The following is a 13,833-nucleotide window of genomic DNA, read 5'->3' on the forward strand; positions in this document are numbered from 1 at the left end:
TAACTGATGACGCTCATCGGGGGTTAGGCGGACAATATACTTTTTCTGCATAGGATTCCGGTACGCTGCATAAAGCTTACCGCAACACTCTCAATAATCCTAATTTTTAGTCTTGACGGTGCACTAGCTTCCTGGTTGAGCACCATCTCCCGCAGTTCGTTATCGTCTAGCTCGGCTGGCACCGGAATGACTCGGGTAATTGCCCGACCAGGAACAGCCGTGGTGGCCCGTTTTACCCTTAAATTGCTCTCATTTAGGGCAGACCTAATGGCCTCAGCCATGGCTGCCGTATCGATAATTTGACCCTCTTCAAAAATGCCTTCTGGAATCTCAGCAGAGGCAAGAGTTTCTAACTTTAACTTCTGCCCTTGTCTTCGCAGGCGGGCTATGTTGACGCGTTCGGGCGTGAGTTCAACACCAACACCTGGGGCTTTTCTTGAAAATAGCGACTTTAAACTATTCACAGCGTTATCCGGTCAGAAAGTTATCCGGTTATGGAAGGCAATTTGAGTTAGGCAAAAGCCGAACATTTGGAGTTAAGCAGAAGCCGAACAATTTCGGTTAGGTAGAAGCCCAGTAATCAGGCAGACACCTAGTAATTTGAGTTAGGCAGACGCCGAATAATTTCGGGTAGACAGAAACCAAATGATTTCGGTTAGGCCGAAGTTTAAAGTTTCTGTCTGGCAAAGCCTAAAGGTTTAGTCTGTTTTTTTTGCTAACGCATCGTACACAATTTGTGCGGAAATGGCTAGCTATGGCCAAAGAATATACAGGTTGGTGTCAATACTGCCCTAAAAAGCTCCCAAAACATACATTTTTTAATTTGATTTTTTTGCCATCTTGCTAAAGCAGAAAGATTAGCTGTTAAAAAATGCCTTTGCAACTAGAAGTTAGGACATAGGGAGCATTTACGCCCTATTTAACACCTTTTATTGCAGATTGTTAATTACCTCGAAAGGTTTAGTCGAATCTTGGCTTTTAACATCAGCATTCAATTTTTAGTGACCCTCACCGTTGGAAGACTGTTCATACCTAAACGGAATGTAATTGATTTTTTACGAGCGATATTACACGTTATTGGCTAAATTGATCACACGATTTCTAAAAAAAAGTTGGATTTTTATTAAATAACCATGTCAAAAGTGGCAAATCAGTCGGTAAATGTTGCCTGGGGCACCCCCCTCTCTGGGGGTAGCCAGCGTCTGCTCCTGTTGGGATCGGGAGAACTGGGTCGGGAGGTGGCCCTGGAGGCGATGCGTTTGGGAATTGAGGTCATTGCGGTGGATGCCTATGCCAATGCACCAGCCATGCAGGTGGCCCACCGTTCCCATGTGCTGAGTATGTTGGATGGTGATGCCCTGAAGCAGGTGGTGGCCCAGGAACGGCCCACCCTGATTGTGCCGGAGGTGGAAGCGTTGGCAACGGACACCCTGATTGAGCTAGAGGCGGAGGGCTGGACTGTTATTCCCACGGCCATGGCCACCCGGTTGACCATGGACCGTGAAGGTATTCGGCGGTTGGCGGCTGAGGAGCTGGGGTTACCCACGTCACCCTATCGGTTTGCGGCAACGGAGGGGGAGTATCGGGATGCGATCGCATCCATTGGGCTGCCCTGTGTCGTCAAACCTGTCATGAGTTCCTCCGGCAAAGGCCAAAGCCTGGTGAAAACCGCTGCCGATGTCGATGCTGCCTGGAGCTACGCCTTTGAAGCTGGTCGGGGCAAAGATCCTCGGGTGATTGTCGAAGGCTTTGTGGAATTTGACACCGAAATTACTCTGCTGACGGTGCGGTCCCATCCGCAGCTGGCCGACGCCCAAGCAGCCACCCACTTCTGTCCCCCCATTGGGCATCGGCAAGAAGAGGGCGACTATCGCGAATCCTGGCAACCCTGCGCCCTCAAACCCAGCACCCTCGAAACATGCCAACAGATTGCAAAAACTATCACCGATGCCCTGGGCGGCGTGGGGCTATTTGGGGTGGAGTTATTCATTGCTGGAGACCCCAGCCACGACCAAACAGTTTATTTCAGCGAAGTCAGCCCCCGCCCCCACGACACCGGCATGGTCACCATGGTGAGCCAAAACATGTCGGAATTTGAACTGCACGTCCGAGCCATTGTCGGCCTACCCATCGGTGACATTGAACAAATTCGGCCTGGAGCTTCAGCGGTCATTCTCGCCCAGGAGTCCAGTAATAGTCCGACGTTTACCGGTGTGGCAGAGGCCCTGACAGTCCCCAGCACCAAGCTCCGGCTATTTGGCAAACCCCGTGCCCATCGGAACCGGCGCATGGGGGTGGCCTTGGCTCTGGGGGACACCGTTGAGCAGGCTCGCCAACGGGCAAGGGATTGCGCCGAACAGGTGCAGGTGCATTAGCCTTGTGCCCAGCAAACGCTCCGCCAACGACTGCCACTTTAGACCAAGAGGAAGACCAAGATGACCGTCTTGGTCTAAAGTGACTAACACATTCCTAAACATGTTTTTTGACCCGTACAAACCATCATGAAACTGTTTCAACGTCGGTACTTTTTATCCCGCATGGCCGCCTGGAGCGCCGCCGGAATACTCCTTGCCACAGCAGGCTGTGGGGGGGGGACGACCCAACAGGCTGAACCGTCGGGCAAGCAGGAAGTAGAATTTTGGACCATGCAGCTGCAGCCAAAATTTACCGACTATTTTGACCAGTTGATTGCCGAGTTTGAAGCGGCTAATCCAGATGTGGACGTGGTTTGGGTGGATGTTCCCTGGTCCGACATGCAAAGCAAAATTTTGACTGCGGTGTCAGCCGGGACAGCCCCCGATGTGGTCAATCTGAACCCTGACTTTGCCTCCCAGCTCGCCAGTCGTAATGCTTGGCTCTCCCTGGACGATAAGCTGAGCCCTGAGGAACAGGCGGTTTATCTACCGAAGATCTGGCAGGCCACCACCCTCGATGGCGAGAGCTTTGGGTTTCCCTGGTATCTGACCACACGGGTGACCTTATTTAATACTGAACTGTTGGAACAGGCGGGTCTCAGGGAGCCCCCCAGCACCTATGGAGAGCTGGCCGAGGCTGCGAAACAGATCAAAGAAAAAACCGGCAAATACGCTTTTTTCATTAGCTTTGTTCCCGAAGACGCCGCCGATGTTCTGCAGTCTTTCATTCAAATGGGTGTGCCCCTAGTGGATGATGCAGGCAACGCCGCCTTTAATACCCCTGAGGGTAAAGCGGTATTTCAATATTGGACCGATCTCTATCAGCAGGATTTGTTGCCCCGTGAGGTGCTGACCCAGGGTCACCGCCGTGCCACTGAGCTATACCAGTCAGGGGAAATTGTTTTGTTATCCTCTGGGGCCGAATCCCTGGATAATATTGCCAACAATGCCCCCGATATTGCAGCGGCCACCGGCACGGCGCCTCAAATTACCGGTGATACGGGCAAGAAAAATGTGGCGGCCATGAACCTGGTGGTGCCTCGCTCGACCGATGTGCCAGACGCCGCCGTGAAGTTTGCCCTGTATGTCACCAACAATGACAACCAGATATCCTTTGCCCAGGCTGCCAATGTGCTGCCATCCACCGCAGCAGCGTCCACCAGCAGCCTAGCGGAACCCGGCGCTGACGCCACCCCGATCGAAGTGGCTCGGGCGGTGAGCGCCAGTCAGCTAGGGGATGCGGAGGTGCTGATTCCAGCCCTAGAGGATGTGAAAAAGCTCCAAAAAATTGTTTATGACAATTTGCAGGCTGCCATGCTAGGGGATAAAACCGTGGATCAGGCCGTGGCGGATGCGGCGGATGAGTGGGATAACCGATGATGGCAATCACCTTTAGGGACACGAGAATTCTAGGGAACAGAAAATACCTGGAAGACTAATGCTCCGTAGTACAAGAGACATTTCCTTGAGCCAAAAATTCTCCCACTAGATACAGGGAGCCGCACAGCACCTTGGTGGCATGAGGGGCATCATTTTTTGCGTCGCCCATGGCCATGAGCGCTTGCTCGAGGGTTTCATGGCGATAACATGCGTTTAAATCTGCACACACCATCTGGGCTAATTGAGTCAACTCAGAGGTATCAGCCGATTGGTGCCCTGGCACCGGCACCAGATGCAGGGTGTCCCCTGGGCGTAGCAGGGCTGTAAAAATATCCTTGTGATCTTTGGTGGCCAACATTCCCATGAGCCAAGTCACGGGCTGGGGTAACGAATCGACGTAGCAGCGCAGCATTTGGGCGGCGGCAGTGTTGTGGGCCCCGTCGATCAAAATCTGTTGTCCTTGCCAGGTGAGCCACTGCAAACGTCCCGGCCACTGGGTGGTGGCCATCCCCTGTTGAATGGCGGCGGTGGGGATGGTCCAACCTTGGCGCTGTAGGAGTTGGAGGATTGCGATCGCAACCCCACTATTAACCCGCTGATGGTCCCCCAACAGCCCAGACCCATAGTCAATCAAGTCATCATCCAGGCCACTGCGCCATTGCCCCGACTCCGTCGTCGCCGCAGGAGTAACGTCATAGAGCCCACAGCCTAGCTGGGCGGCCCGCTGCCGTACAACCCCGTCAGCATCCTCTGGTAGGGGGCCTATCACCACAGGACGCCCAGGTTTGAGGATACCAGCCTTCTCCCGAGCAATGTCCGTCAGGGTGGGTCCTAGGCTCTGCCAGTGCTCCCGACTCAGGGAGACAATGGCCGTCACCAAGGGGACAGGGCAGACATTGGTGGCATCCAACCGTCCCCCCAGACCCACCTCAACGATGGCAATATCTACCGCTTGGGCCGCAAAGTAGGACCAAGCCGCCGCCGTAAACACTTCAAACTGGGTGGGGGTTGGGTCCCCATCGGCATGGGGACTGGTCTGTTCGGTCTCAGTCGCTGCCGCCACAGCCTTTAAATGCTGCCATAAATCAGCATCCGTAATGGGCGTTTGATTAATGCAAATGCGCTCATTCCAGTTCAACAGGTGGGGCGACGTATAGCGACCAACCCGATAACCAGCGACGGACAACACCGATGCCAAATAGGCACAGACAGAACCCTTGCCATTAGTTCCAGCCACATGAACAATCGGCACCTGCTCCTGGGGATTACCCAAACGAGCTAGCAGACGTTGAATCCGCTCTAACCCCAGGTTGACCCCAAATCGTCCATAGCCCGATAAAAAATCGTCAATGACCGATGGTTCAAACAGCACTAGACAGCTTCAGAATTTTTCTCACCCGTACGGATACGCACAACTTCATGAACCGGTGACACAAAAATCTTACCGTCCCCGATTTCCCCAGTGCGGGCCGCTGCAATTACTTGATCCACAATGGCATCCACTTGGTCGTCATCTACCACAATTTCCACCTTCAGCTTTTGCAAAAACTCAACGGTGTACTCCGAACCTCGGTACCGCTCAGTTTGCCCCTTCTGGCGGCCAAACCCTCGCACTTCAGACACCGTCATACCAACAACGCCTGCATTCACTAAGGCAATTTTGACCTCGTCAAGTTTAAAAGGGCGAATAATGGCTTCGATTTTTTTCATGCGAATTGATAGCTCCACACACCGGACCAACTAACAAGCTTGGGCCACGATATAAAGGTTTAGCGAGTTACGCAGACTTCATACAGTAACAAACGATACGATATGGCTCATCCACTGCGTAATTAATTCTAGATTAGAACCTGATCAAAACGGCGCATAACTTTCTAACCCTCAAGATTTTGAGGATTTTAAGCCAGGCCCAAGGTATAGCTATGATTTGGCTCAATCCATACTAAGCGGACACTTAAGGGGGAGTTATAGGGACGATGATGGGTCGCTGCCAGGGATTAGGCTAACGATCGCCGATCAAGGGCCGCATGATCAAAAAGCCAGCGCCAAATGCCGTCAGAATGATCACGGCAATGGAAACAATTAACCACAGGGTGCTCAAACTACCACTGGCTGATGATTCCAGACTATAGCGACGAGTTTCCCCAGTTTGTTCGGTAAAGACCTTAGAAAGTCCCGGCTTAACTCTTGGCCGCTCGGGGCCTCTAGGCAGGGGTTCTTCTGCAAGGAATGGGCTCGGTTGAACAGCGGGTCGCGATGACTGGGAATGGAGTTCCATGGGCGGGGTGGAATAGGTCATCTCGGATTCCGCTGGGTGGGCCACACCGGCATGGTGCCCCAGCTGCAGAGCCAACTGCACCATCTGGTGAATGTTCTGACGTAGCAGATGGTTTTGATTGTTGAGGTGGGTATTTTGCGTGCTCAATGAATCCACCATGGCCTTAGTGGCCTGCAGTTCGGCGGCCAGTTCGCGGTATACCGACACGGGCACCGAGGGTGAATAGCTGGAATCTGACCTGATTGGATTTCTCCCTGGGCCAGAATTGTGGGAAGGATTCATAAGCAGTTCCAAAAATCTTGAATAAAAATACTAAGTCAGCCGCCCTAGGCTGTTTTCCTAAGAGGATCAGCGGCTAGTCAGGGAACAGGCGAGAAACTGCCCGTTCGGGACGTTCAAATTAGAGCAACGTCAACGTCATTCGTCAAGTAGTTACCCTAAGTTCTTTGAATAACCCCTATCCAAGTCCAAAACGGTTGGTTTGCCGTGGGAGAAACTACGGGTTTCAACCTGACCGTTGTTGAGTGGTACCAGGGTTGATGGAGCAATCTACTGCTCGATGGGATCGATTGCGGTGGGGCACGCCTGCTTTTTGGTAAATTGGCTGTCCTGGTAGGAATTTGCCAATTGCCAGCTTAGTTGTAACCTGTTTCTGCCAAAATCATCCATTTAGTTTCATCAACATTTTTAGAGCTTCCCACTATGACTGATACCCCCCTTCCCCCCAATGCTCCTGTCGAGGCAATTAAATATGGCGAGCGGGCCATTGAGGAAAACGCCCTCATTACCTTTCCTAACCCCCGCCCTGGCCGCCAGTATGACGTCAATATCACCCTGCCGGAGTTTACCTGTAAGTGTCCATTTTCTGGCTATCCCGACTTTGCCACCATTTACATTACCTATACCCCCAATGAAACGGTGGTGGAGCTAAAAGCGATCAAACTCTATATCAATGGCTATCGCGATCGCTATATTTCCCACGAAGAATCGGTCAACCAGATTATGGATGATTTTTTGGCCGTGGCCGATCCGCTGAAATTCAAAATCAAAGGCGACTTTCAACCCAGGGGCAATGTACACATGACGGTTGAGATTGAATACGAAAAAAACACGTAGGGGCGTTGCATGCAACGCCCCTACCCCATGCAATATCTCCACCCAGCTAAAATCGAGATCCTGGCTGCTGGAGAAACGCTAACTCCGCCTCGGTGCTCTGCCGCCCCAAAGTCTCATTACGATGGGGGAATCGACCAAACTGGGCGATCACATCCTGGTGAAGCCGGGCATAGTCGAGGCAATGAGCCAGGGCCGGTGTATCTATCGCCAATGCTTCAAAATAGGCTACGGAACGATTTTGGTGGGCCAGGTTTTCACTATGCTCAAATGGCATATAAAGAAATAATCGCTCCACTGGCAAGAGTTCCCTGTCATACCCCCGCTCCATGGCCATGGTTGCCGTGGTCAGAGCTTGGGGATCGGCGGCAAAACTTTGGGGCATCTCTCGAAACAGGTTACGGGCAAACTGATCTAGCACGATAATCCGCGCCAGGCTGGTTTTGGCTGTAGACAGCCACGGATCCGGGGGTGATGCCACCATGGCCCAGTAAACATCCATAAAACGGGTTTTGATCTGGGCATCGAATGTGGGATCTTTACGGAACCATTGTTGGCGATAGTCGCCTGCGGGTGAGCCAAACCAAAATTCTAATATTGGCTGACTATCGATCAGGGCTGAGTTCATGGGTATCTAGATATAACGCGGAGAACATAGACCATGTCATCCATCTTTTCAGTTATTTTTGCTGTTGTGCTGGTAGTGGCGGTCTTTTGTTGGTTGACGGGATATCGTTTACCCATTCGTTTCTCAGCTCCGTCCCTGCCGACGGGACCATCGGGAGTGCCCCGGCCCACCCGGCAAAGACTGATGCGGTTAGTGAATGGGAATCAGGCGGTGGCGAGTCGTTTGGTGGAAAGGGTGCGATCGCAAAATCCAGATCGCTCAGAACAATGGTGCTGGGAAAAAGCTATTTACGATATTGAACGCGATCGCAGAGCCTGAAACCTCCATTAACCAACGGCCAAAGCGATCCAGCCCCCAGGCAAAAAAACTCGATCCAGATACATCTCCAAGCTTCCCCTGCCAGAATAGTTCTTAACCATGGTGATAGAGACTGGGCACCCTAGTAGCTGAACAAGGCCCCTTAGAACTCCCTGGCTCGATCAGGCGACGCCATAGATAAACTTATCTAACTGGCATACTAAGCTTACTAAATCCCCGTGAAGCAAGCTTTCATTACCTGACAGGTTGCTCCGACTCTATGGCTAAAGGCAAAATGTAGAAGCTCCATAAACTATGGTGGTGCATTAGCTTTAGAGATACACGTTGGGTTAATTAGAGCTACATTACGGGCTCTTTTTATTTTTTATAGATAAGGAAAAGGAATCTGACACTATGACGCAAACTAAGCGTGCATTAATTACGGGGATTACAGGCCAAGACGGGTCTTACCTAGCAGAACTTCTATTAGAAAAAAACTACGAGGTCCACGGCATTATTCGCCGGACCTCCACCTTTAATACTGACCGGATTGACCACATGTACGTCGATCCCCACAGCGATGATGCCCGGCTGTTTCTACACTACGGCGACCTCAACGATGGCACCATGCTACGCCGCATCCTAGAGCAGGTACAGCCCGACGAAGTATACAACCTGGGTGCCCAGTCCCATGTGCGGGTTAGCTTTGACTCCCCAGAATACACCGTTGATACGGTTGCCATGGGGGCCCTGCGCTTGATGGAAGCCATCCGTGATTACCAGCAGCGCACCGATCGAGAAGTCCGTTTTTACCAAGCGGGCTCGTCTGAAATGTATGGCAAAGTCCAGGACATTCCCCAAAGAGAAACCACACCTTTCTATCCCCGCAGTCCCTATGCCTGCGCCAAGGTCTATGCCCATTGGCAAACCGTTAACTATCGCGAGTCCTACAACATGTTTGCCTGCAACGGCATCCTGTTTAACCACGAATCCCCTCGCCGGGGTGAAACCTTTGTCACCCGCAAAATCACCCGGGCCGTTGCCCGCATTGTGGCCGGTCATCAGAAGGATCTATACCTAGGCAATCTAGATTCCAAGCGGGACTGGGGCTATGCCAAAGACTACGTCCGGGCCATGTGGCTAATGCTGCAGCAAGATCAGCCCGATGACTATGTTGTAGCAACCGGTGAAACCCACACCATTAAAGAGTTTCTAGATATCGCCTTCAACTATGTCAACCTGAACTGGCACGACTACGTTAAGTTTGACCCCCGCTATCTGCGCCCTGCGGAGGTGGATATCCTGATTGGGGATCCCACTAACACCCAGGCCAAGCTGGGCTGGAAGCCGTCGATCGATTTTGAAGGCTTGGTCAAACTGATGGTGGACTCTGATTTGGAAGCCATTGGGTTAGAACCCATGAGTACATCCCAGTCTGATACAGCCACCGTACGACAGACCATTGCTGGTGTAATGTCTTAGAACTAAGACAACAAACAGAGTCATAGCCAAATCACTAGGACTTAGCTAGCAGTACTGAGCTGATGGTTTAGTCTAATCACCCATTCAGCCCCCTGATGAAATGTCTATTCCACAGGGGGCTTTGCCCATAGTATTCAAGTTAAAACCTTGGATTTTACCGACGGAAAAACTACCGTTTTAGCTATGGCCAAGGTTTAATAAACTACCTCCAAGTTAAAACCTTTAATGGCTCCTCCAGCAAAACCCTAGTGCTGGACGTGGACAAGGTTTACTATGGAAAGGACCTGGTTTGGAATGTGGTCTACCCTCCAAGCTCAAATAAACAGACAAAAGCATGGCAGACGAGTCGATTCCTAAGGCCCCTGCGGCAAAGCCCGATGATCAAGCACCTGCTAAGGCCCCAGCAAAAGAAAAAAAAGCTAAACCGCCCAAAGCAGAAGGCAAATTAGAAGACAAACCGTTTGCTGAGTTTATCGAGCAGCACTTTTTGCCCGCTGTCCAAACTGTCCTGGCGAAGGAAGAAGGGCTGGACGATTTGCAACTTTCCTTTGAAACCCAGCCCATCAAAATCGTGGGTATTGATCAGGATAGCTATCCCCAGGTGATTGGCCGCTGGGCCAATGGCAACCGTCAGTTCAACATTGCTTTTCTCGAAGAAAGCATTAGCGGTCCTAAAATTTATTCCTTTGCCACCAATGGGGCTACCCCCAGCACCATCGAGCAATTCATGGGTGATGAGCGCCGCATCACCCTTGACTTAATGGTGCTATACGTACTTCAACGCATTAAAGGCCAGAAGTGGCTAAAGGGTAATTAAAGCCTTGGCCTCACCGGCCTAATGCAAGAAATGCCGCGTCCCAGTAAACGCCATAATCACCCCTAGCTCATCCGCCGCCTGGATCGACTCCTGGTCGCGGATACTGCCCCCTGGCTGCACAATCGCCTTAATCCCAGCTGCTGCCGCCGTACGCACCGAGTCATCAAACGGGAAAAACCCATCACTGGCCAAGGTTGCCCCTAAGGCCTTTTCTGCCGCCTGCTCCAGGGCAATCTTGGCCGCCCCCACCCGGTTCATCTGGCCCGCGCCAATCCCCACCGTGGTGCCGGCATTGGTCACCACAATGGCATTGGACTTCACGTGTTTGGCCACCCGCCAGGCAAATAGCATTTCCGTCAATTCTGCTGCATTCGGCTGACGCTCCGTCACCAGTTTCCACTGGGCCACATCTTCTTTGAAGTCATCAGCCGTCTGGGTGAGGAAACCACCTGCGATCGCACGAATAGTCTGACTGGGTCCACTCAATAGATCCGGCAGCACCAGCACCCTTAAGTTCTTCTTTTTCCCTAGAATTTCCCGCGCAGCTGGAGCACATCCAGGGGCCACAACACATTCTAAAAATGTCTGGGTTAACGCCTCAGCCGTATCCCCATCGATTTCCTGGTTTAGGGCAACGATGCCACCAAAGGCGGATACATTATCCGCTTCAAAGGCGCGTTTATAGGTGGAGGCCATGGACTCACCAATGGCCACACCGCAGGGATTCGTATGCTTGAGCACGGCAGCGGCGGGACCGTTTTCCGTAGGAAATTCGGCAATAATGCGACGGGCCGCTTCGAGGTCCACCAGGTTGTTATAGCTCAGGTCTTTGCCCTGGAGTTGTGCGGCGGCGGCCCAACCGCTGGGCCGACCGCCAGTTTGGTACCAGACGGCTGGCTGGTGGGGGTTTTCGCCATAGCGGAGGGTCTGCTTTTGGCTACCGCTCAAAGCAAAGCGCTCACTGGTGGCCCCCTCTGCCTGCTCGGTTAGGTAGGTAGCAATGGCTTGGTCATAGGTGGCAGTGTGCCAGAAAACTTGGCGAGCACAGCTGGCGCGGAATTCTAGGGATGGTTGACCATTATTTGCCCGGAGTTCATTGAGGTAACCTTCGTACTGAGTCGGATCGCAGAGCACGGTCAAATAGGCGTGATTTTTGGCCGCAGACCGCAGCATGGTGGGACCACCAATGTCGATTTTTTCGATGGCTTCAGACAGGATGGTATCCGGGTTAGCGACGGTTTGCTCAAAGGGATAGAGGTTGACGACCACCAAGTCGATGGGACGGATGTCGTTATCGGCCAGATCTTTTTGGTCATCGAGGTTGTCGGTGCGGGCGAGGATGCCACCATGGATTCTAGGCTGGAGGGTCTTGACTCGGCCACCGAGGATTTCGGGAAAGCCAGTGTAGTCAGATACTTTGGTAACGGGTATGCCTGCTTCGGTGAGGGTACGGGCGGTGCCACCGCTGCTGATGATGTCGAAGTCAAAGTCTGAAACGAGTACCTTGGCTAGGTCGACAATTCCTGTCTTGTCAGAGGCACTAAGCAGCGCTAAGCGTGTCATGAGCTTTATAGGTTTTTGGGGTGATTAGCCTTACTAGGTTAAAACGTCGAGGCATGTTTTTTCGCCTCCAAAATTCCCAATCCCAGAACAGCGTAACATTGTCGCCATGCTCTGAAGACACACATCAGTATGCCTCCAGAGCATGGCTCACCCATTAACGTCGTCCACCTCTTCCAGGCTGACGACCACCTTCATCATTGCTGCCACCGTGGGGGCGTGAGTTGCCAGGGTCACAACCTTCAGAGCCATTGCCAATACCTTGGTTGCAACCGCGACGACGACCGTCATCATCGTCGTCATCGTCGTCGTCATCGTCGTCGTCGTCATCGTCGTCGTCGTCGTCGTCGTCGTCATGGTCATCGTCGTCGTCGTCATGGTCACCGTAATCCCAGTGCTCATCCACGGTAGTAATCGATGAACCAACTATTTGAGTAATTTCGGTGGTGGTGGTGGTCACAATGCTTGTATAGCTTTGCTGATAGTAGTAAAAGCTCTCGCGGATATCCCGTCTGCCACCAGCTAAGTCGTAGCGCACTGAAGCGATACAGTTAATTTCCACATCCTCTAGGCGTAGGTCATCCCCTAATTCTGCCCGCAGTTCTTCCTCTAATTGGGCAATGGAAATCACCTCCGAGGTCAGAACGTATCTGCCCCTAGCAGCCTCGATTAAACGAGCCCCACTGTTGGTATAAATTTCCTGCCAGCGACCGCCACGGGTTCTGACAAACACCTGATACACCACATTGGCATAGGTAGTTTGGGGCTTGTTTAGAATCTCTAGCTGCAGGACTAGATTACGCCGTTGTTGGCTGCTGCTGGTCTGGCGGGCCACATGCAGTACCGACTGCCAAATGTTCTGACCAGTCTGGGTCTGGCGGGTCCGGGTCTGTGAACTGCTGCGAGACGAGCGACGATTCACCTCTTCTGTCCGGGAGTGTGAGCCATGGCGACTCCGATCGCGATCGTCATCATCATCGTCGTCGTCGTCGTCATCATCGTCATCGTCATGCCCACTCGATGAATGAATGGTTTGGCCATTGGAGCTTTGACCAGACACTACAGTTTCTGTAGTGGACGTGTGACTGGCTGTGACAGTACTTGATGTGGAGGTACGGACAACTTCTGTCGTGGTGGTGGTGCTGATTTGGCTATAACTTTCTTGATAGGTGATCTTTTCTCGCAGATCGCGACCACCACCCACCAGGTCATAGCGAATACTGACAACGCAGTCCAGCTCCACATCTTCAATGCGTAAATTCTCCCCCAGTTCATTCCGAATTTCTGATTCCAAGGCGGTAATGGAAATAACCTCCGACTCAAGCACGAACTTGCCACCGCCACTAGGCATTAGCCGTGCGCCTCGGTTGGTATGAATCTCTTGCCACTCCCTATCTCCGCGTGTTCTAGCAAACACCTGGTATACCGCATTGGCATAGGTGGTCTGGGGCTTATTTAAAACCTCCAACTGCAGTACCAGATTCGTACTCCGCTGACTGCTTTCCACCAAACGGGCCACATGCAATACGGAATTCCAGCCTTGGGCCTGACTCAGCTGGGTTGAAGATACTGTCGATGGCGTCTCAGACAATACATTTCCACGGGCTGGCGATTGTTGAGCTTGCAAAGCAAGAGAGGCTAGTACAACTGGCACGGCAGTTTTTAGGCACACATTTCTAAACAAGGAATACTGCATGGATTTAGTAATAAAATTTGGCAGTCCATGGGACTCCCAGAGGGCATCCATAGCTTCAAATACAGCGGACTTTACGACTGTGTGCAGTATTGATGAAATTTATGTGGTTGCAGTATCAAACAGCAGCAGCCACTTATAAGGTGAGATGGGGTAATGTGCGTACATTAG

13 protein-coding genes are annotated in these 13,833 nt (G+C 52.1%); 6 read left to right on the forward strand and 7 right to left on the reverse strand.

Features of this window, described 5'->3' with window-relative positions:
• Positions 1–23 precede the first annotated feature (23 nt).
• Positions 24–464, reverse strand: a complete 441-nt coding sequence (gene pilM, locus VB741_RS09395) for a pilus assembly protein PilM (protein ID WP_323364908.1) — start codon at positions 462–464, stop codon at positions 24–26.
• A 669-nt stretch (positions 465–1,133) separates the two neighbouring features.
• Here pilM and purT point away from each other — a divergent pair.
• A complete protein-coding gene (gene purT, locus VB741_RS09400) occupies positions 1,134–2,375 on the forward strand; it encodes a formate-dependent phosphoribosylglycinamide formyltransferase (RefSeq protein WP_323364909.1) in 1,242 nt (413 codons plus the stop codon).
• Between the two features lie 126 nt (positions 2,376–2,501).
• Positions 2,502–3,794, forward strand: a complete 1,293-nt coding sequence (locus tag VB741_RS09405) for an ABC transporter substrate-binding protein (protein ID WP_323364910.1) — start codon at positions 2,502–2,504, stop codon at positions 3,792–3,794.
• Positions 3,795–3,849: 55 nt separating this feature from the next.
• Here the strand turns inward: VB741_RS09405 and VB741_RS09410 are convergent, their stop codons facing one another.
• From VB741_RS09410 to VB741_RS09420, 3 genes are all read right to left on the reverse strand, one after another.
• Positions 3,850–5,166 (reverse strand): bifunctional folylpolyglutamate synthase/dihydrofolate synthase, encoded by a 1,317-nt coding sequence (locus tag VB741_RS09410; protein WP_323364911.1) that lies wholly within the window; start codon positions 5,164–5,166, stop codon positions 3,850–3,852.
• On the reverse strand, positions 5,166–5,504 hold the full coding sequence (locus VB741_RS09415) for a P-II family nitrogen regulator (RefSeq protein WP_323364912.1): 339 nt from the start codon (positions 5,502–5,504) through the stop codon (positions 5,166–5,168). The genes VB741_RS09410 and VB741_RS09415 overlap by 1 nt, the downstream gene beginning before the upstream one ends.
• A 292-nt stretch (positions 5,505–5,796) precedes the next feature.
• Positions 5,797–6,279, reverse strand: coding sequence for a hypothetical protein (locus VB741_RS09420; protein WP_323364913.1), 483 nt, complete (start codon positions 6,277–6,279; stop codon positions 5,797–5,799).
• A 495-nt stretch (positions 6,280–6,774) separates the two neighbouring features.
• On the opposite strand from VB741_RS09420, the gene queF reads away from it, so the two are divergent.
• The gene (gene queF, locus VB741_RS09425) at positions 6,775–7,188 is read left to right on the forward strand and encodes a preQ(1) synthase (protein ID WP_323364914.1); all 414 of its coding nucleotides are present in this window, start codon (positions 6,775–6,777) and stop codon (positions 7,186–7,188) included.
• Between the two features lie 46 nt (positions 7,189–7,234).
• Here the strand turns inward: queF and VB741_RS09430 are convergent, their stop codons facing one another.
• Complete coding sequence (locus VB741_RS09430; RefSeq protein ID WP_323364915.1) at positions 7,235–7,813, reverse strand: DUF924 family protein; 579 nt, start codon at positions 7,811–7,813, stop codon at positions 7,235–7,237.
• 33 nt (positions 7,814–7,846) lie between these two features.
• On the opposite strand from VB741_RS09430, the gene VB741_RS09435 reads away from it, so the two are divergent.
• From VB741_RS09435 to VB741_RS09445, 3 genes are all read left to right on the forward strand, one after another.
• Positions 7,847–8,131, forward strand: a complete 285-nt coding sequence (locus VB741_RS09435; RefSeq protein WP_323364916.1) for a hypothetical protein — start codon at positions 7,847–7,849, stop codon at positions 8,129–8,131.
• A 393-nt stretch (positions 8,132–8,524) separates the two neighbouring features.
• A complete protein-coding gene (gmd, locus tag VB741_RS09440) occupies positions 8,525–9,592 on the forward strand; it encodes a GDP-mannose 4,6-dehydratase (RefSeq protein WP_323364917.1) in 1,068 nt (355 codons plus the stop codon).
• Between the two features lie 334 nt (positions 9,593–9,926).
• Positions 9,927–10,409, forward strand: a complete 483-nt coding sequence (locus tag VB741_RS09445) for a DUF2996 domain-containing protein (protein WP_323364918.1) — start codon at positions 9,927–9,929, stop codon at positions 10,407–10,409.
• 18 nt (positions 10,410–10,427) lie between these two features.
• On the opposite strand, the gene purH is transcribed toward VB741_RS09445, so the two are convergent.
• Positions 10,428–11,972, reverse strand: coding sequence for a bifunctional phosphoribosylaminoimidazolecarboxamide formyltransferase/IMP cyclohydrolase (gene purH, locus VB741_RS09450; protein WP_323364919.1), 1,545 nt, complete (start codon positions 11,970–11,972; stop codon positions 10,428–10,430).
• Between the two features lie 154 nt (positions 11,973–12,126).
• Entirely contained in the window at positions 12,127–13,623 is a 1,497-nt protein-coding gene (locus VB741_RS09455) for a hypothetical protein (protein ID WP_323364920.1), read from the reverse strand.
• Positions 13,624–13,833 lie beyond the last annotated feature (210 nt).

The sequence above is a fragment of the Leptothoe sp. PORK10 BA2 genome (assembly GCF_034932105.1).
GTDB lineage: Bacteria > Cyanobacteriota > Cyanobacteriia > Phormidesmidales > Phormidesmidaceae > Leptothoe.